At 58.3% G+C, this 19,556-nt stretch carries 17 protein-coding genes; 8 read left to right on the plus strand and 9 right to left on the minus strand.

Translation table 11 applies throughout. The annotated features are described in order from the left end of the window. Positions 1-14 precede the first annotated feature (14 nt). Positions 15-992, plus strand: coding sequence for a 2-hydroxyacid dehydrogenase (locus BLW70_RS20135; RefSeq protein WP_074880711.1), 978 nt, complete (start codon positions 15-17; stop codon positions 990-992). Between the two features lie 124 nt (positions 993-1,116). On the opposite strand, the gene BLW70_RS20140 is transcribed toward BLW70_RS20135, so the two are convergent. Next, a complete protein-coding gene (locus tag BLW70_RS20140) occupies positions 1,117-2,304 on the minus strand; it encodes a pyridoxal phosphate-dependent aminotransferase (RefSeq protein WP_074876909.1) in 1,188 nt (395 codons plus the stop codon). 244 nt (positions 2,305-2,548) lie between these two features. Here BLW70_RS20140 and BLW70_RS20145 point away from each other — a divergent pair, with 244 nt between their 5' ends. After that, entirely contained in the window at positions 2,549-3,280 is a 732-nt protein-coding gene (locus BLW70_RS20145; protein ID WP_074876910.1) for a hypothetical protein, read from the plus strand. Positions 3,281-3,396: 116 nt separating this feature from the next. Here the strand turns inward: BLW70_RS20145 and BLW70_RS20150 are convergent, their stop codons facing one another. From BLW70_RS20150 to BLW70_RS20160, 3 genes are all read right to left on the minus strand, one after another. Continuing rightward, complete coding sequence (locus BLW70_RS20150; protein WP_074876912.1) at positions 3,397-5,022, minus strand: methyl-accepting chemotaxis protein; 1,626 nt, start codon at positions 5,020-5,022, stop codon at positions 3,397-3,399. Positions 5,023-5,395: 373 nt separating this feature from the next. After that, positions 5,396-6,538 (minus strand): glycerate kinase, encoded by a 1,143-nt coding sequence (locus BLW70_RS20155; RefSeq protein ID WP_074876914.1) that lies wholly within the window; start codon positions 6,536-6,538, stop codon positions 5,396-5,398. Positions 6,539-6,691: 153 nt separating this feature from the next. Next, a complete protein-coding gene (locus BLW70_RS20160) occupies positions 6,692-7,822 on the minus strand; it encodes a sugar diacid recognition domain-containing protein (protein ID WP_074876917.1) in 1,131 nt (376 codons plus the stop codon). Between the two features lie 169 nt (positions 7,823-7,991). Here BLW70_RS20160 and BLW70_RS20165 point away from each other — a divergent pair, with 169 nt between their 5' ends. The 3 genes from BLW70_RS20165 (at position 7,992) to rarD (ending at position 11,640) form a co-directional block, all read left to right on the plus strand. Then, the gene (locus BLW70_RS20165; RefSeq protein WP_074876919.1) at positions 7,992-9,302 is read left to right on the plus strand and encodes an MFS transporter; all 1,311 of its coding nucleotides are present in this window, start codon (positions 7,992-7,994) and stop codon (positions 9,300-9,302) included. A 218-nt stretch (positions 9,303-9,520) separates the two neighbouring features. Beyond that, positions 9,521-10,534 carry an aldo/keto reductase gene (locus tag BLW70_RS20170; protein ID WP_074876921.1) on the plus strand — a complete coding sequence of 338 codons (1,014 nt, stop codon included), beginning with the start codon at positions 9,521-9,523 and terminating at the stop codon, positions 10,532-10,534. 218 nt (positions 10,535-10,752) lie between these two features. Further along, complete coding sequence (gene rarD / locus BLW70_RS20175) at positions 10,753-11,640, plus strand: EamA family transporter RarD (RefSeq protein WP_074876923.1); 888 nt, start codon at positions 10,753-10,755, stop codon at positions 11,638-11,640. Positions 11,641-11,703: 63 nt separating this feature from the next. Here the strand turns inward: rarD and hppD are convergent, their stop codons facing one another. Together hppD and BLW70_RS20185 are read right to left on the minus strand one after the other, a co-directional pair. Beyond that, entirely contained in the window at positions 11,704-12,780 is a 1,077-nt protein-coding gene (gene hppD, locus BLW70_RS20180; protein ID WP_046054072.1) for a 4-hydroxyphenylpyruvate dioxygenase, read from the minus strand. Between the two features lie 253 nt (positions 12,781-13,033). After that, positions 13,034-13,978, minus strand: coding sequence for a DMT family transporter (locus BLW70_RS20185; protein WP_074876925.1), 945 nt, complete (start codon positions 13,976-13,978; stop codon positions 13,034-13,036). Positions 13,979-14,057: 79 nt separating this feature from the next. Between BLW70_RS20185 and BLW70_RS20190 the strand changes: the two genes are divergently transcribed. Further along, a complete protein-coding gene (locus BLW70_RS20190) occupies positions 14,058-14,930 on the plus strand; it encodes a LysR family transcriptional regulator (RefSeq protein ID WP_074876927.1) in 873 nt (290 codons plus the stop codon). 403 nt (positions 14,931-15,333) lie between these two features. Continuing rightward, positions 15,334-15,696, plus strand: a complete 363-nt coding sequence (locus BLW70_RS20195; protein WP_008155126.1) for a histone-like nucleoid-structuring protein, MvaT/MvaU family — start codon at positions 15,334-15,336, stop codon at positions 15,694-15,696. 174 nt (positions 15,697-15,870) lie between these two features. Here the strand turns inward: BLW70_RS20195 and BLW70_RS20200 are convergent, their stop codons facing one another. Then, complete coding sequence (locus BLW70_RS20200) at positions 15,871-16,395, minus strand: DUF4946 domain-containing protein (protein WP_074876928.1); 525 nt, start codon at positions 16,393-16,395, stop codon at positions 15,871-15,873. A gap of 145 nt (positions 16,396-16,540) precedes the next feature. Here BLW70_RS20200 and gloA point away from each other — a divergent pair, with 145 nt between their 5' ends. Continuing rightward, positions 16,541-17,062: a lactoylglutathione lyase gene (gene gloA / locus BLW70_RS20205; protein ID WP_033055156.1), complete on the plus strand. Its 522-nt coding sequence runs from the start codon at positions 16,541-16,543 to the stop codon at positions 17,060-17,062. 97 nt (positions 17,063-17,159) lie between these two features. Here the strand turns inward: gloA and ahpF are convergent, their stop codons facing one another. Together ahpF and ahpC are read right to left on the minus strand one after the other, a co-directional pair. Then, on the minus strand, positions 17,160-18,722 hold the full coding sequence (ahpF, locus tag BLW70_RS20210) for an alkyl hydroperoxide reductase subunit F (protein WP_074876930.1): 1,563 nt from the start codon (positions 18,720-18,722) through the stop codon (positions 17,160-17,162). 125 nt (positions 18,723-18,847) lie between these two features. After that, a complete protein-coding gene (ahpC, locus tag BLW70_RS20215; protein ID WP_008155117.1) occupies positions 18,848-19,411 on the minus strand; it encodes an alkyl hydroperoxide reductase subunit C in 564 nt (187 codons plus the stop codon). Positions 19,412-19,556: the final 145 nt, after the last annotated feature.

A 19,556-nucleotide genomic window follows, 5' to 3' on the forward strand; every position in this document is an offset into this window, starting at 1 on the left:
TTGAGATGATGACGATGAAAAAGCAGGTTGTGCTGTACAAGAAACTCTCGCCGCTGCTGATGGCTCGCCTGCACGAGCAGACCGAGGTCACGCTGATCGACAACCTCAATGCCGATGGCCTGGCAACGCTGCGCGAAGCCCTGCCCCGCGCCCACGGGTTGCTCGGTGCGAGCCTGAAACTGGATGCCGGATTGTTGGATCTGGCACCGGACCTGGAAGCCATTGCCAGTGTCTCCGTGGGGGTCGATAACTACGACATCGACTACCTGACCGAACGACGGATCCTGCTCAGCAACACCCCGGACGTACTCACCGAAACCACGGCCGATACCGGTTTTGCACTGATCCTGGCAACCGCCCGGCGCGTGGTGGAACTGGCGAACATGGTTCGTGCCGGCCAGTGGACGCGCAATGTCGGTCCCGCGCAATTCGGTACCGATATACACGGTAAAACCCTGGGCATCATTGGCATGGGGCGGATCGGCGAGGCCCTGGCCCAGCGTGGACATTTCGGGTTTGGCATGCCGGTGATTTACCACAGTCACTCGCCGAAACCGGCGGTGGAACAGCGGTTCAATGCGCAATACCGCAGCTTGCCGGAGCTGTTGCAGCAGGCGGATTTCGTTTGTCTGACCTTGCCGCTGACCGCTGAAACCGAAGGGCTGATCGGCGCAGAGCAATTCGCTCTGATGCGCCCGGAAACCATCTTCATCAACATTTCACGGGGCAAGGTAGTGGACGAGTCGGCGCTGATCCGGGCCTTGCGTGAGGGGCAGATTCGCGCAGCGGGGCTGGATGTGTTCGAACGCGAGCCGCTTAACGCCGACTCGCCGCTGTTGCAGCTGAACAATGTGGTGGCGACGCCGCATATTGGTTCGGCGACCCATGAGACGCGGGAGGCGATGGCCACGTGCGCGGTGGACAATCTACTGGCGGCGCTGGCGGGTGAGCGGCCGAAGAATCTGGTGAATGTCGGGGCGTGGAAGGCTTAAGAAATTCGGCGCCTGTCAGGCAGCCTTCGCGGGCAAGCCCGCTCCCACAGGGTTTTGTGAACGCCAGAGATCCCTGTGGGAGCGGGCTTGCTCGCGAAGAGGCCGGCAATGGCAATACAGACTTTCAGGCCCGACGCGCCTCCAGCAGGTCCGCCGCACACAACGCAATCCGTCGGCACGCATCCGCCAGTTTCAGTTGATCCACCACCAACCCCAATCGAATATGCCCCGCCGCACTCGGGCCGAACGCTTCACCCGCCAGCACCGACACACCATAACCTTCCAGCAGCCGCTCGGAAAAACCCTGGGCACACAACCCGGTCTGGCGTACATCGATCATCACGAACATCCCGCCATCAGGCCGGATCGGCCGGATGCCCGGGCAATCACTCAGGCTCGCGCACACCAGGTCGCGACGCTGGCGATACTCCTCGCGCATCAACGCCACTTCCGGCAGATCTTCGTCCAGCGCCAATTGCGCGGCGTTCTGGATGAAATCCGGAATGCCAAACAGCATGCACAACGACAGGTGCACCAAGTGTTCGGCCAAAGGTTTCGGCCCGATCACCCAGCCCACGCGCCAACCGCTCATGGCGTGGGATTTGGACAGGCTATTGATGGTCGCCGTGCGCTCGGCCATGCCCGGCAGGCTCGCCGGGCTGATGTGCTCGCCTTCGTACAACAGATCGCTGTAGACCTCGTCGCTGATCAGCCACAGGTCATGACGAAGACACAGCGATGCCAGTTCCTGCCAGACCATCAGCGGCAAACTGGCGCCGGAAGGATTGTTCGGACTGTTGAGCAAAATGGCGCGGGTCTTGGGTGTGATCAGCGCCGCGACGTCCGCCGGATCGACCCGAAAGCCATTCTCGGGGCGCACTGCCACCGGCACCACTTTGGCGGCACAGGCACCGAACACGCCTTCATAGGTCACGTACATCGGCTCGGCGACGATCACTTCATCGCCCGGATCGAGCAGGCACTGCGCGACCGAATACACCGCACACTGCGCGCCCGGCAACACGATCACATGATCGGCCTCCACCGCTTGACCACTGCGACGTCGATGACGGTTGGCAATGCTGTCGCGCAAGCCCCGACTACCACGTACTGACGGGTAGTGGGTGTCACCGGCCAACAAGCTATCGATGCACGCCTGAACGATAGGCTGCGGTGTATCGAAGTCGGGATCGCCGATCGATAGCAACAGCACATCAACACCCTGCTCAATTAGTTCCAGTGCTCGATCATGAATCTGCCAGGCCGCAGCGCCGTCACCGGCGATTCGTTTGGTCAAGGCTGAATAGCGCATGTAATTCTCCAGTCGCGCGGGTTCCAAGCCACAACCCTATCTCAAATCACGAAACGCGCCAGCTATTTGGCATCACCCGCAGCTCGCGGTGTAAAACCCACTAATCTGGCTGCATTCTCGTGGGCCGTCTACCTGACAGATCTGACAGTAGACGAGGGTGTTATCGGGCGGCTCAATGACGTCAGGAATTTCGTTTTCCCGATGCAGTTTCCTGCCGAAAACTACCTAACGATGGAGCATCGACATGTCGAATTTGAATGATGGAGTCCTTGAACTGGCGCGCCCCGAAATTATTGGAGCATTGCCCAATTTTCCAGGTAGTGAAAATAATCTGCTGCCAAGGGCATTGCTTTTCGAGCCGCTTAAAGTGGCCATTCCCACCTGGCAAGAGCTGGAATCTCCCGCATTTCTGACACTCTGGTTAGGCTGGAATGGGCAAACCCTGCCAGTCACAGAATACTATTTCGAACCACCAATCAACCCCGGCCTGTTCCCCTATACCGCAGAAATTGCACCCCAGCTTTTTTCGCAGGAGGGCGAATACGAAGTCCACTATAAGTTAGATATCGGAGGAAATGAGTACGTGTCGCACCTCAACACCTTCACCGTCGATAGGACTCCACCAAACTTAGGTAATCCTGGCCCATTGCCTTTGTTTCCACAGGATTTGATTGAACGCACCATCACTCCCGAATACCTGGTAGCACACAACGACGAGGTGGAAGTCACCATCGCACGTTATTTAGGTCAACGGCCGTGCGACGTCATCACGTTCTATTTTGGCGCTGCGACCGAAAATAATGGTCTGCAGATATCCGTCCATGACTCAGCTTCCGACACGGTTTTCAAACTCAAAGGGGACATTATTCGTGCGAAAGGCGATGGAGACCACTTCGCGTTCTATTCGCTGAACGACCGCGCCGGTAACGAAGGACGCAATTCTCGGTATCAGCCAATCAGAGTGAGTGGAATGTAAAAACAAAACGGTTGTAGAGAGCCTTGTAGAACTAACAGCACTCTTTCATTTCTTCCAGCTTATACCGCTACTGTTCCACTAAAGCTGGAGCGTTGAGTCGCTCCAGCTTTAGGCCTTCAAATCACGAAACGCGCCACCATGGCATTTAAATCCACGGCCAGGCGCGACAGTTCGTGCGTCGCGGCGCTGGTCTGGTTGGCGCCAGTGGCAGACTGGGTAGCGAGGTCACGAATGTTCACCAGGTTGCGGTCGACTTCGCGGGACACCTGGGCCTGTTCTTCGGACGCGCTGGCGATCACCAGGTTGCGTTCGTTGATCAATTGGATCGACTGAGTGATCTGCTCCAGCGCCACACCCGCGGCGCGGGCCATCTCGAGGGTGCTTTGAGTGCGTTGATTGCTTTGTTGCATCGACGAGACGGCCTGGCCGGTACCGTTCTGGATGCCGGCGACCATTTTTTCGATTTCCTGGGTCGATTGCGCGGTGCGATGGGCCAGCGCCCGGACCTCGTCCGCCACCACCGCAAAACCGCGCCCGGCTTCACCGGCACGGGCGGCTTCGATGGCGGCGTTCAGTGCGAGCAGGTTGGTTTGCTCGGCGATGGCGCGGATCACGTCCAGCACCTTGCCGATGTCGCGCCCCTGAGCGGCCAGGCCTTCGATCATCACCGAGGTGTTTTGCACATCGTGGGTCATGGTCTGGATCGCGCCGACGGTTTCCACCACACGGTCGCGACCTTCGCGGGCGGCCTGGGTCGACTGGTTCGAGGCTTCGGACGTCGACACTGCGTTGCGCGCCACTTCTTCCACGGCGGCGGTCATTTCGTTGACCGCAGTGGCGGCCTGTTCGATTTCGTTGGTCTGCTGTTGCAGACCGCGGGACGCTTCATGCGTGACCGTACTGAGTTCTTCCGCGGCCGCACCCAATTGGGTGGCGGAACCGGCGATCTGTTCGATAGTTTTGCGCAGGCTGGCCTGCATCGCGGACAAGGCATTGAGCAAGCGGGCCGGTTCGTCAGTGCCGTCGACCTCGATGACATTGGTCAGGTTGCCGTCGGCAATGGTTTGCGCCGCCAGCAACGCGCGGTTCAGCGGCGTGACGATGCTGCGGGTCAACAACCAGGCCAGCAGCACAGTCATCAGCGCCGCGATGACCGCCACGGCGACGATGCCGGTAATCGCGCTGCGGTACAGATCGCCCGCTGCGGCCGATGCGGTTTTCGCATCGGAATTATTCAGCGCCACCAGTTTGTTCAACTGCTCGCCCATCTGGTCCGTACCTTCCTTGATCCGGGTGTTGATCAGCGTGCGCATCTCGTCGAGCTTGTTCTGCCGCGACAGTTCCAGCATCTGGTTCTGGGCTTGCATGTAGTTGTCCAGCGTTACCGTGAACGTCTTGTACAGCGCAGCTTCTTCCGGCGAGGCCGACAACGCGGCATAACTGGCTTGGGCGCTGCGAACCTTGTCGACCAGCACGCCGATACGCGTCTGGGCTTCCTGCAACGCGGCCGGATCACGGTTGACCAACACCCGAAACGAGAGAATGCGCATGCGCAGGACGTTTTCCGTCAGGTTTCCGAGAAACCCGACGCTGGGCAGCTGCGTGGTTTCCATTTCGATGGAGGCTTGGTGGATGCTCGTCATGCGGTTCACGGCAAACACACCCAGCACGATGACGAGCAAGGCAATGAAGGCAAAACCCAGGAAAGCTCGAGGCGCGATATTCAGATTACGCAGTGACATAGGATGATTCTCGGGTGATGAGGCTACGAGCATCCTTGCGTGATCGCTGAAGGGCGGGCGGCGGCGCACGCGCGTCAGTTTGGCGCCACTGTTGGAATAGGTTTGTGTGGGCCTATTGGTTGTATCGGCGGGGGATGAGGTTTCCTGCGGGGCGTTGAGAAATAAATTTCAGGAGGTTGCGAGTGTTTCATCCATGAAACACTCTAGCTCCATGTAGCAGCTGTCGAGCTTGCGAGGCTGCGTTCGGCTGCGAAGCAGTCGTGAAGTCATGCGCCGCGTTGTGTCAGGAAAAACCGGCTACCGGATTTACGACTGCTGCGCAGCCGAACGCAGCCTTGCAAGCTCGGCAGCTGCTACAGGATCGCGGGGGTCTTCAGGTTTTGCGAGCGGCCACTTGCCAGACCCGCGCTACATCACTCGCCCGCTCCCGCAACAACCGTGGTGCCTCGGCACACGCCTGTTCCAGCGTCATCGGCCCACTGGCCAAGGCAAACGCGGCATCGATGCCATGTTCGTACAGCGCCTGATAACCCTCGCCCAGTGTCCCCGCGAGGACGATCACCGGAACGCCGTGCTGCCGAGCAATACGCGCCACACCAAACGGCGTCTTGCCACGCAAGGTCTGGGCATCGAAACGACCTTCACCGGTGATCACCAGGTCGGCGCCCTTGACCACATCGTTCAGGCCAACCAGTTCGGCGACCACTTCGATCCCGGCCTTGAACTGCGCCCCCAGAAACGCCTTGGCAGCAAACCCCAGACCGCCTGCCGCACCGCTACCCGGTTCGTCATGGACGTCTTTGTTCAAGACTTGAGCGCAGCGTTCGGCAAAGTGCCCGAGGGCGCGATCCAGTTGTTGGACTTGCTCGGGCGATGCGCCTTTTTGCGGACCGAAAATCGCTGAGGCACCGTGAGGGCCGCACAGTGGATTGTTGACGTCGGCGGCGATGTCGAATTGCACCTCGGCCAGTCGCGGGTCGATTTCACTTATGTCGATTCGCGCCAGTTGCGCGAGGGCCAAGCCGCCCGGTGCCAGTTTTTGGCCCTGGGCGTCCAGCAGCTTGACACCCAAAGCTTGCATCGCACCCGCCCCGCCATCGTTGGTGGCGCTGCCGCCAATCGCCAGAATGACCCTTTGCGCCCCGGCATCGAGTGCCGCGCGGATCAACTCGCCGGTGCCGTACGTGCTGCTGATGCAGGCATCACGCTTGCCCGGCGGAACCAGTTGCAGGCCACTGGCCTCGGCCATTTCGATGATCGCGGTGTGGCTCTGGGGCAACCAGCCCCAAGCGGCCTCAACCGTTGCGCCGAGCGGCCCACGGACTTGGGTGCGGCGCCGTTCGCCCTCGCACGCCGCCAGAATAGACTCGACGGTTCCCTCCCCGCCGTCCGCCATTGGGCATTTGACCAGGAGCGCATCGGGCCAAACCTGCGCCAACCCCAGCGCAATGGCATCGGCCACACCCTGGGCACTCAGGCTGTCCTTGAACGAATCGGGGGCGATGACGATTTTCATGCGAATTCTCCAGTTCCAATGCGTTCCATGCTGCCAGCAGGCAAGAACAATAACGCCGGTCCGCTGCACAAGCCGGTGTGGCGTTTATTGTTCATTTCCACAAAACCTATCTGTCCCTACACATTCCTTGTAGCAGCTGCCGTTGTGGCGCTGCTACAGGTTGGTGTTCGGTGCGTCGGTTTGTGGGAGTAGCTGGACACCTAGGTAGAGCGCAAGCATCCCGTCGAGTCTTAGCGGATCAACACCACTGAGCTCGGCAATCCGCTCCATCCGGTAACGCAAACTGTTGCGATGGATGCCCAGCGCATCGGCACAAGCCTGGCTCTGGCCATCGTGATCGCACCAACAGCGCAGAGTCGCCAGCAGTTGGCCGTTGCCATCCTTGGCGATGACTTTACGCAGCGGTTTGAGCAACTCGTCCAGCGCGTCGTCGTTGCGGTGGCGCCAGAGCATCACCGGCAACCGATAACGGTTGAGCGTCAGCAAACGCGAGTGTGGCAACACCTCTCGCCCATAGGCCAGCAAGTCGCCGACGCGTCGATAGCAACGACGCAGCCCGGACAATCCATCCGCCTGCCCGCCTACGGCGATGCGCAAAATGTTCCAGCCGAGGCCGTCGAGTTTTTCCAGCAACCGGTCATTCTCGATCGCCTGCGCCGCCGGTCGGCACCAGAGCAACGATGACTTGGCTGAACTCACGCACCAACTGTCCGGGTAGCGCGAGGTCAGCCAGGCGCTGAGTGCCTCGACGGTTTGCCCCGGACCATGCTCCATCCCTAACTCGAACAGATAAGGCACCCGCGTCATCTGCGGCTTGAGCCCCAGCTGCTGCGCTTCATCGATCAACCGTGGCGAATCCCCGGCCTCGCTGAGCAGCAATGCCAGCAGATCGTCGCATCGCTGGCGCCGCCATTGCTGTTCGGCCTGCTGATTGCGCTGGCCGACCAGCATCTCCGCGGTCATCCGCACCAGTTCGGCATAGGTGCGTAATTGCTCGGGTTCACCGGTGATGCCCAGCACGCCAATCAAACGCTGATCGAGCAACAGCGGCAGGTTGATGCCCGGCTGCACGCCCTTCAAATGAATCGCCGTCTGGGCGTCGATTTCCACTACCCGCCCATTGGCCAGCACCAGTTGCGCGCCTTCATGCCGGGTGTTGACCCGCTCCGGTTCGCCGCTGCCAAGAATCAGGCCCTGGCTGTCCATGACGTTGACGTTGTACGGCAGGATAGCCATTGCCCGGTCGACGATGTCCTGGGCCAGGTCGTGATCGAGTTCGAACATAGCGCGGATCCTTGAAAGCGTGATGGAGCGGATTGTTCACCCGCACAGGCCTTGGTTGCAAACCCTGTGCTCAGGCACAAAGACAATGACCCAAGCGGTGGCCGAGACTCACCGGGCGGTCAACGTTACCCTTGCATCGCAAAAAATCATAATAAAGAGAGAGCCCGCCATGTCACAGAGCGCCGCCGCTACCCAGGCCATCGTTGACGAAAAAAACGCCGTCTACAAACGCATTACCTTGCGTTTGATCCCCTTCATCTTCATCTGCTACCTGTTCAACTACCTCGACCGGGTGAACGTTGGATTTGCCAAGCTGCAGATGCTCGATGCGCTGAAATTCAGCGAAACCGTGTACGGCCTCGGGGCCGGGATCTTCTTTATCGGTTACGTGTTGTGCGGCGTCCCCAGCAACCTGGCCCTGACCAGATTCGGCCCGCGACGCTGGATCGCGCTGATGATGATCGTCTGGGGCTCGCTCTCGACTTGCTTGCTGTTCGTCACCACCCCGACCGAGTTCTACACCTTGCGTCTGTTTACGGGCGCGGCTGAAGCCGGGTTCTTCCCGGGCGTGGTGCTCTACCTTTCGCAGTGGTTCCCGACCTTCCGCCGTGGCCGCATCATGGCGCTGTTCATGTCCGCGATCCCAGTGTCCGGCCTGCTCGGCAGCCCGTTTTCCGGCTGGATTCTCAACCACTTCGCTGCTGGCCAAGGTGGTTTGGCAGGTTGGCAGTGGATGTTCCTGCTGCAAGGCATTCCGACCGTGATCCTCGGTGCCCTCGCCTACTTCCTGCTCAGCGACAGTTACGCCAACGCCAAATGGCTCACACCGTTCGAGCGCTCCGTGCTGGAAGCCGACCACGCTATCGACCTCGCCAATAAACCGAAAACCACTACCGACTCGCTGCTGGCCGTGTTCAAGAATCCCGCTATCTGGGCCTTCGGTCTGATCTACTTCTGCATCCAGAGCGGCGTCTATGCGATCAACTTCTGGCTGCCGTCGATCATCAAAAACCTGGGCTTCAGCGATAACCTGGTAATCGGCTGGCTCAGTGCAATTCCGTACCTGCTGGCAGCGCTGTTCATGTTGATGGTCGGCCGCTCGGCGGACCTGCGCAAAGAACGTCGCTGGCACTTGGTGGTGCCGATGCTGATGGGCGCGGTCGGTTTGCTGATCGCGGTGAACTTTGCGACTACGCCAGCCATCGCCATCCTTGGCCTGACCATCGCCACCATGGGCGCCCTCACCGGCCTGCCGATGTTCTGGCCGGTGCCGACTGCGCTGCTGAGCGCGGGCGCTGCGGCGGGTGGTCTGGCGCTGATCAACTCCATGGGGCAGATGGCCGGGTTCCTGAGTCCGTATCTGGTGGGTTGGGTCAAGGACAGCACCGGCTCGACCGATGCCGCGCTTTACCTGCTGGCGGGCGTGATTGTTTGCGGGAGTTTGTTGGCGCTACGCATGACCCGCACCCTGCGCGTCTGACGAGGGTCCCTTGATTGATCGTTCCCACGCTCTGCGTGGGAATGCAGCCCGGGACGCTCTGCGTCCCTTTCGAGAGCTGGAACGCGGAGCGTCCCTTGAGGCATTCCCACGCAGAGCGTGGGAACGATCGGCACCGGATGTTCGAGATTTGCGTTTGCTCTGGACAGTCGTTCTGGTATTTGATTGAGCCTTTCTCCCACCGGTAAAAGGATTTCGTCATGAGCTACCGCACGCTGGGTCATTCGGGTTTACAGGTTTCCACCCTGACCCTGGGTACCATGATGTTCGGCGAACAGACCAGCACCGAAGATTCCCTGCGGATCATCGACAAGGCCTGGGACCAGGGCATCAACTTCATCGACACCGCGGACGTTTACACCAACGGCCGCTCCGAAGAGATCGTCGGCGAAGCGATTGCCGGTAACCGTCACGAATGGGTGCTGGCGACCAAGGTCGGTTTCGGCCCGGTGGACGGCGTTCCGAACCGCAGCGGCCTGAGCCGCAAGCACCTGTTCAATGGCATCGACGCCAGCCTGACGCGTTTAGGCACCGACTATCTCGACATCTATTACTTGCACCGCGAAGACCACAACACGCCGCTGGAAGTCACGGTGTCGGCCATCGGCGACTTGATCCGCCAGGGCAAGATTCGCTATTGGGGTTTGTCAAATTACCGTGGCTGGCGCATCGCCGAAGTGATTCGTGTGGCCGATCAACTGGGCGTCGACCGGCCGGTGATCAGTCAGCCGCTGTACAACATCGTCAACCGTCAGGCGGAAACCGAGCAGATCACCGCCGCGCAAAACTATGGCCTGGGCGTGGTGCCTTACAGCCCGCTGGCGCGTGGTGTGCTCAGCGGTAAATACGCCCCGGACGTAAAGCCAGACGCCAACAGCCGCGCCGGCCGCGCCGATAAGCGCATTCTGGAAACCGAATGGCGCGTCGAATCCCTGCGCATTGCGCAGCAGATCCAGCAGTACACCCAGGATCGCGGCGTGGGCATCGTCGAATTCGCCATCGCCTGGGTGCTGAATAACAGCGCCGTCACCTCGGCCATCGTAGGGCCGCGTACTGAAGAACAATGGGATGCCTACACCAAGGCGCAAGCGGTGAAGATTACGGCTGAGGATGAAGCGTTCATTGATTCGCTGGTTGTGCCTGGGCACGCGTCGACACCGGGGTTTAATGATGTGAGCCACTTTGTATCGGGACGCAAATCACACCTGGCTTGAGATTTATCCCTTGATCACTTGATGCTTAATCGTTCCCACGCTCTGCGTGGGAATGCCTCAAGGGACGCTCCGCGTTCCAGTTCTCGAAAGGGACGCGGAGCGTCCCGGGCTGCATTCCCACGCAGAGCGTGGGAACGATCAGGCTCTGTTGATCAATATTCAACTCGAAAACCACGTATCCTCCGCAGCCGTTTCACGTTCAACTTCGCGAGGACAGTTTGTCTAAAGGTATCGCTCTATCGGTTTCAGCCTCGGTGCTGTTTGCCGTCATGTATTACTTCACATCGTTGCTCACGCCTTTGAGCGGCGTGGAAATCTTCGGTTGGCGAATGCTCCTGACCCTGCCTTGCATGACAGTGTTCATGGTGGTCTCTGGTGAATGGAAACTCGTAATCGCCCTTTTCCGGCGGCTGGTTGCTCAACCAAAATTGCTTGCCGGCCTGATCGTTTCCGCGACCCTGCTTGGCCTGCAACTCTGGTTGTTCATGTGGGCGCCGCTCAATGGCTATAGCCTCGACGTGTCCCTGGGCTACTTCCTGTTGCCGCTGTCCATGGTGCTGACCGGGCGGTTCGCCTATGGCGAGCGCCTGTCTTACCTGCAAAAAGTTGCCGTGTTTTTTGCGTCCCTCGGGGTGCTCAACGAGCTGTATCAGGTCGGCAGTTTTTCCTGGGCGACCTTGCTGGTCGTCATCGGTTATCCGCTCTATTTCATCCTGCGCAAACGACTGGCGACCGACAACCTTGGCGGTTTGTGGATGGACATGGCCTTGATGTTGCCGGTGGCGCTCTGGTTCGTTCAGGGCGGTGAACAGGGTTTCAACGTGTTCGATCAATACCCGTGGCTCTCGCTGCTGATCCCGGTGCTTGGCATCATCAGTGCTTCGGCGCTGGTGGTTTACATCATCGCCAGCCGGTTGTTGCCGTTCAGCCTGTTCGGGTTGTTGAGTTACGTCGAGCCGGTGCTGTTGCTCGGCGTTGCGTTGCTGCTGGGGGAAAGCATCAAGCCCGGTGAGTGGCTGACCTACATTCCGATCTGGTTGGCGGTGGTTGTGTTGGTGTTCGAAGGGTTCAAGCATCTGGTCCGGCATCGACGTAAATCGATGTAGAACCGGCACGAAAAAGCCCGGCCAGCATTGCTGCTGACCGGGCTTTTTTACATCTGAAATGGCTTAGTCGGTGGAGAGTACACCACGACGAACCTGATCGCGCTCGATGGATTCGAACAGCGCCTTGAAGTTGCCTTCGCCGAAACCATCGTCGCCTTTACGCTGGATGAATTCGAAGAACACCGGGCCCATCAGGGTTTCCGAGAAGATCTGCAACAGCAGACGCTTGTCGCCTGATTCGGACGAACCGTCCAGCAGAATGCCGCGCGACTGCAGTTGATCAACCGGCTCACCGTGGTTCGGCAAACGACCTTCGAGCATTTCGTAATAGGTTTCCGGCGGCGCGGTCATGAAGCGCATGCCGATGCTTTTCAGGTGATCCCAGGTCTTGATCAGGTCATCGGACAGGAAGGCAACGTGCTGGATGCCCTCGCCGTTGAACTGCATGAGGAACTCTTCGATCTGCCCGGCGCCCTTGGACGATTCTTCGTTCAACGGGATGCGGATCATGCCATCTGGCGCGGTCATGGCCTTGGAGGTCAGGCCGGTGTATTCGCCCTTGATGTCGAAGTAACGGATTTCGCGGAAGTTGAACAGCTTCTCGTAAAAGTTGGCCCAGTAGGCCATGCGACCGCGATAAACGTTGTGGGTCAGGTGGTCGATGATTTTCAGGCCAGCACCGACCGGATTGCGGTCGACACCTTCGATGAACACGAAGTCGATATCGTAGATCGAACTGCCTTCGCCGAAACGGTCGATCAGGTACAGCGGCGCGCCGCCGATGCCCTTGATCGCGGGCAGGTTCAGTTCCATCGGGCCGGTTTCGATGTGAATCGGCTGGGCGCCCAGTTCCAGGGCGCGGGCAAACGCCTGCTGGGCATTCTTGACGCGAAATGCCATGCCGCACACGGACGGACCGTGCTCGGCCGCGAAGTACGAAGCAACGCTGTGGGGTTCGTTGTTGAGGATCAGGTTGATCTGGCCCTGGCGATACAGGTGCACATCTTTGGAACGATGGGTCGCGACCTTGGTGAAGCCCATGATCTCGAAGATCGGCTCCAGGGTGTTCGGGGTCGGCGATGCGAATTCGATGAATTCAAAGCCCATCAAGCCCATTGGGTTTTCGTATAAATCTGCCATGGTTGGCGCCTCATCATTTTCTTGTCAATTAACGGATCGTTAGTTGCTAGCAATGCTGAGAACGGCGGGTGGCGCGCAGGAGATGCCCCGCACGCTGCGGGCGAGGAAGTCACCGTAGATCAATTGAAACCCAAAACTCTTCATTGTCGACCCAAGGCTCTTGCGGGCGAGGCTTCTGCTTTGCAGAAGACGATTATTCTTATATGCGTAACACGATTCTACACAGCGTAAATAGGTTTGTCCGCCTTCTGTATCAAATCCCCTTTTTCCCTGCTCGCGCAAGGGGTTTGTTGCACAGGAAAATCCCCACGAGGATCAGCCCTCCCCCCAGGCACATCGCCAGGGTCAACTGCTCGCCTAACAACAGTGCACCGAGGATCACCGCCGTCAGCGGGTTCAGGGCGATGAACACGCCTGAACGCGTCGCGCCGATTTTGCGAATGCCGTCGTAATAGCCGATATAGGCCAGCGCCGAACCCAACACGCCCAGGTACATCAGGCTCATCCATTGGGTTGGTCCGAGGCTGGCGAGTGCAGCCACACTCAACTCACCGCGAACCGCAGTGGTCGCCCACAGCATCAGCGTGCCCAACAGAATCGAATACGTCACCGTTTGCACCGGCCCCAGGGTTTGATTCAAATCTTTGGAGAACAGCGAATAAACGCCCCAGCCAAGCACACAGCCGAAGATCAACAGATCGCCGATCCAGGCATCGGGATTGCCGGCGAGCAATTGCGGGTTACGGCTGACGATCACCAGGCTCGCCCCGGCAATACAGATCACGATTCCGAAAACCTTTATGCGACTCAAGCGTTCCTTGAACAACAGCCACGACGCCAGCCCGATCACGGCTGGGTTCAACGCCACAATCAACGACGCCCGTGAAGCATTGATGTAATGCAGGCCATAAAAGAAGCACAGGTTGTAGAAAAAGATCCCGAAGAACCCCAGCAGCGCCAATTGCAGCCATTGCCTGGGGGCGGGCCTTGCAAGTGGCACCCGGGCCAATAGCAGAAACACCAGCAACGCCCCGCTGGCCAGCAAGAATCGCAGGCTGGCGGCAAACAAGGGGCTGAGGCTGTCGGCCAGAAACCGCCCGGCGACAAAGGTGCCGCCCCAGATCATGGTGACGGCAGCCAGTTTCAGATAAACCGGGATGTCCGACGGGTTGGACAAGCTTTGCTCATAAGTCGTCATAAGTTTCCAGGACGGAGAATTGGGAGAGATGACGTATCATTCGACTAATACCCTCTCATTGTAAAATGAGCAAAAACTCATGACCCTTACTCAACTGGAGATATTTTCCCTGGTCGCCGAGCTGAACGGTTTTACCGCTGCAGCCAATCGCTTGGGGATTTCCCAATCCGCGGTCTCTCACGCCCTCAAGTCTCTGGAACAGGAACTGGGCGTCGAGCTGCTGCGCCGACATCAGTCCCGGGTCGAACTCAGCGACATCGGCCAACAGCTTTTGCTGCGCGCCCGGGCGATGCTGGGCCTGGCCAATACCTTGCGTCAGGAAGCGGCCGATGCACGCGGAATGAAACGCGGCACGTTGCGTATCGGCTCGTTCGGCCCGACCTCATCGATCAAACTGCTGCCGCAGATCCTGCAGCACTATCGCGCGGCTCACCCGGGCATCGAGGTCCATATAGATGAAGGCCCGGACCGGCAGGTGATCCAATGGCTGGAGGAGCGGCGTATCGATATCGGCTTCGTGGTATTGCCCGAGGAACGGTTCGACACCTTTGCGCTGATCGAGGACCAAATGGTCGCGCTGCTGCCCGCCGATCATCCGCTGGCCCACCACGACAGCCTGAGCTTGAGCGATTTGTGCAACGACCCCTTTGTCTTGACCGAGGCCGGTTCGTCGGAACTGGTATCGCGGCTATTCAGTGCCGCGCGGCTGACACCGAACATCCGTTATCGCTGCTCACAGCTACTGAGCACGCTGGATACCGTTGGGCGAGGTGACGCGCTGACGGTCGTCGCCGAAAGCTCATTGCCGGACGACCGCGACAATCGCTACGTGAAAAAACCGCTGTCGCCAGCGGTCGCCCGTCAGGTCGGTCTGGCAGTCCTCGATCAACGCCAGTCATCCCCTGCGGCGCTGGCTTTCATCAAGCTGGCCGAACGTCTGAACTACCGCTAAGCGGCACACTTACCGAGGGCCAACTATCATGGCCTCTACCTGAACTCTTTTTGGAAGGCGTCCGGTCCTGCCGATTATCTGACCGCTCACCGCGTGAACTTCTTGCAAGGTTATCTGTTCGGCCGGCCGATGCTGGCACGGTCTTCATTAACGCATTAAGTCACCATTAACTAGTGGCGCTCAGCGACGCTGACAAGAAATCACGCACCAATTTGAATCAAAAGACTACTGTTGTTACATGAAGAAAAAGACAGGATTTACTCTTGGCCAATTAACTACTACAATTTTTCATGCCTGCGCTAGATTGGCAGGTGAGCCATTATCACCGGGTCGCTTCAAGGCTCTTGGCTTATAGCTTTGTTTGCGGTTGGTATCAGCCAAACACACTATTGGAGTAAAGATATTGTCCAGACTCGCTGAATTTCGTGCAGCTGAAAAGGCCCTTCAAGAGCAGCTAAAACAGCTGGAAACCCTGAAGAATGATGCCGGGCTCAAGAAAGAAATCGAATTCGAAGAAAAGCTCCAGGGGCTGATGAAAACCTACGGCAAGAGCCTGCGCGACATCATCGCCATTCTCGATCCGAACCCGGCAAAATCCGGTCTGCAACAGGCAACACCCAAAACCCGCCGCGCTCGCGTGGTCAAGGTTTATCAGAACCCGCACACCGGTGAACTGATTGAAACCAAGGGTGGCAACCACCGCGGCCTGAAAGCCTGGAAGGAACAGTACGGTGCAGCTACCGTTGATTCCTGGCTGCGTGGCTAAGCACTCGCGGTGACAAAAAAGCCCTGCCGATGCAGGGCTTTTTCATGGACGCCTTCTAAATGCAACGATTGGCGTCGATCAACTCGCTACTTGTTGAATAACTTTGTGCTTAATCCATTTGGGTATCTAAAAATTTCAGAATGCGCTGAAATCGGCAGCCATTGAAATCTTTAACTAAAGTTTCAGGCTGTTACGGGCCGCCTCTATTTCATCCTGACTTGCCTTATAAACCTCTGCCTGCCCCGCGTAGGAAAGAACATAGGCCTTATCGCCGTCCACGGCGGCAACCAATGTTTGAGAGAGCACATGCCTCCCGTTCTGCGTGATCGTGCAGGTAGTTTCCAGCGCTGATAAGCGGCTCAAGGTCGTCGGGTGAATCTTGTTGCAGACACTTTGATAACCGCCTTGAAAGAAATCCTTTTGCACCGACTTGCGCATCTCCAGCAACACGCCCTGTAGATTCACGTGATGTCCGCTTTCCACTTGGGACATGGTCAATTCCATCACCATCACCGGCGTGCCGTCCTGATCGTTTTTCACCGCGCGCTGACGGGACACCTGAGTTTTGGCGTCAGCTTGCGGGACAGCTTCAACCTCCCAGCCGTTGGGCCAGGTCATGATTGGCTCGCCTGCATGAGCGCTGTTAATACCTGCAAGCACGCAGATCAGGACGAACATCGATTTACAGATACGCATCATTGCAATGAACACTCACGGATTGAGCCGCAAAGTCTGAGCCTCGCCCGTCGGTCAGGCAAGAGCCGACTGTTTGAGTTTGGTGATGTCAGAACCCTTGCGTATCATTGTCGCCATTCGTTAGCCCCACTTATTTTCCGGAGGGCCCATGAGCCTGCACGAATTGAACACCTTCCCAGGCGTGACTGCCCAACCTGACACCGCCACCCAGAAGTTCGTCTTCAACCACACCATGTTGCGAGTCAAGGACATCACCAAGTCGCTGGATTTCTACACGCGCATTTTGGGTTTTTCGCTGGTGGAAAAACGCGACTTCCCGGAAGCCGAGTTCAGCCTGTACTTCCTGGCACTGGTTGATAAAAACCAGATTCCGGCCGACGCTGCTGCTCGCACCGAGTGGATGAAGTCGATTCCCGGCATTCTCGAGTTGACCCACAACCATGGCACCGAAAACGACGCGGACTTCGCTTACCACAACGGCAACACCGACCCACGTGGTTTTGGCCACATCTGCATCTCGGTGCCGGATATCGTCGCTGCATGCGAGCGCTTCGAAGCGTTGGGCTGCGACTTCCAGAAACGCCTGAATGACGGCCGTATGAAGAGCCTGGCGTTCATCAAAGACCCGGATGCTTACTGGGTCGAGATCATCCAGCCCGCACCAATGTAAAAAGTTTGCTGCCACTGATCGTTCCCACGATCAGTTTCAGGCACAAAAAAAACCCATGATCGCTCATGGGTTTTTTTGTGTTTTCAGCACCGAGGATTTATGCCGGAGCCGAGGTCCGGATCAGGTGATCGAATGCGCTCAAGGAAGCCTTGGCGCCCTCGCCCACCGCAATCACGATCTGCTTGTACGGCACGGTAGTCACGTCACCGGCAGCGAACACACCCGGCATCGACGTTTCACCGCGGGCATCGACGATGATCTCGCCGCGAGGCGACAACTCGATTGTGCCTTTGAGCCAGTCGGTGTTGGGCAGCAAACCGATCTGCACGAAGATCCCTTCCAGCTCGACGCTACGCAACTCGTCCGACTGACGATCCTTGTAACGCAAGCCGTTGACCTTCTGGCCGTCGCCCAACACTTCAGTAGTTTGCGCACTGGTGATAACGGTGACGTTCGGCAGGCTGTGCAACTTGCGCTGCAAGACCGCATCGGCGCGCAGCTGTACGTCGAACTCCAGCAGCGTTACGTGGGACACAATACCCGCCAGGTCAATGGCCGCTTCGACGCCGGAGTTACCGCCGCCAATCACCGCCACGCGCTTGCCTTTGAACAGCGGACCGTCGCAGTGCGGGCAGTACGCAACGCCTTTGTTGCGGTATTGCTGCTCACCCGGGACGTTCATTTCACGCCACCGCGCACCGGTCGCCAGGATCACGGTCTTGGCTTTCAGGGTCGCGCCGCTGGCGAAGTGGACTTCGTGCAACTCACCATTTTTGCCCGGCAGCAACTTGTCGGCGCGTTGCAGGTTCATGATGTCGACGTCGTATTGCTTGACGTGTTCTTCCAGTGCTACGGCCAGTTTTGGCCCTTCGGTTTCCTGCACGGAGATGAAGTTCTCGATGGCCATGGTGTCGAGCACCTGCCCACCAAAACGTTCAGCCGCCACACCGGTACGAATGCCTTTGCGGGCAGCGTAGATCGCGGCCGAAGCACCGGCCGGACCACCGCCGACGACCAATACGTCAAAAGCTTCTTTGGCGCTGATCTTCTCGGCCTGACGCTCGATGCCGCTGGTGTCGATCTTGGCGAGAATTTCTTCCAGGCCCATGCGGCCTTGGCCAAAGGTCACGCCGTTCAGGTAAACGCTTGGCACAGCCATGATCTGACGGTCATCGACTTCCGCCTGGAACAGCGCGCCGTCAATGGCGACGTGGTGGATGTTCGGGTTCAGCACAGCCATCAGGTTCAGTGCCTGGACCACGTCCGGGCAGTTCTGGCAGGAAAGCGAAAAGTAAGTCTCGAAGCTGAACTCACCTTTGAGCGAGCGGATCTGTTCGATCACTTCAACGCTGGCTTTCGAAGGGTGACCGCCGACTTGCAGCAAGGCCAGCACCAGGGATGTGAATTCGTGGCCCATCGGGATGCCGGCAAAACGCAGGCTGATATCGGCACCCGGGCGGTTGATCGAGAACGATGGTTTACGTGCATCGTCACCGTTATCGAGCAAGGTAATTTGACTGGAAAGACTGGCAACGTCTTCCAGAAGAGCGAGCATTTCCTGGGATTTCGCACCGTCGTCGAGGGAGGCAACGATCTCGATCGGCTGGGTGACCCGTTCCAGGTACGACTTCAACTGGGCTTTAAGATTGGCGTCCAACATACGGGCGATTTCCTTTTTTCATTTCGTAAAAAAAACGCCCGAGCGAATCTCGCCCGGGCGTTTTTATTGGGCGGTTGCAGCTTACTTAGGTGCGGAAACCCGCCCTGATGATGCGATCCACAGACTTAGATCTTGCCGACCAGGTCCAGGGACGGAGCCAGAGTGGCCTCGCCTTCTTTCCACTTGGCTGGGCAAACCTGGCCTGGGTGAGCAGCGACGTACTGAGCAGCCTTGATTTTGCGCAGCAGCTCGGAAGCGTCACGGCCAACGCCGCCATCGTTCAGCTCAACGATTTTGATCTGGCCTTCAGGGTTGATCACGAAGGTGCCACGGTCAGCCAGACCAGCTTCTTCGATCAGCACGTCGAAGTTGCGGGAGATGGCGTGAGTCGGGTCGCCGATCATGGTGTACTGGATCTTGCCGATGGCAGGCGAGGTGTTGTGCCAGGCAGCGTGGGCAAAGTGGGTATCGGTGGAAACGCTGTAGATCTCGACGCCCAGCTTCTGGAACGCGTCGTAGTTGTCAGCCAGGTCTTCCAGTTCGGTCGGGCAAACGAAGGTGAAGTCGGCTGGGTAGAAGAACACGACAGACCACTTGCCTTTCAGGTCAGCGTCCGACACTTGTACGAAGTCGCCATTTTTGTAGGCGGTAGCTTTGAACGGTTTAACTTGGCTGTTGATGATAGGCATCGATGACTCTCCGTCAGGGTTGAAAAGTTTGGTTGAGAAGTTGATGGCGTGAATCCTACCGACTCGATTGCCGGATGGCTCATTGGCAAAGCTCATGCTGCTCATTGGTTTTCGCTATTAGCCGAACGTATTAATAGAAGAAAAC

It is taken from the genome of Pseudomonas frederiksbergensis (genome assembly GCF_900105495.1).
In the GTDB taxonomy this organism is placed as follows: Bacteria; Pseudomonadota; Gammaproteobacteria; order Pseudomonadales; family Pseudomonadaceae; genus Aquipseudomonas; species Aquipseudomonas frederiksbergensis.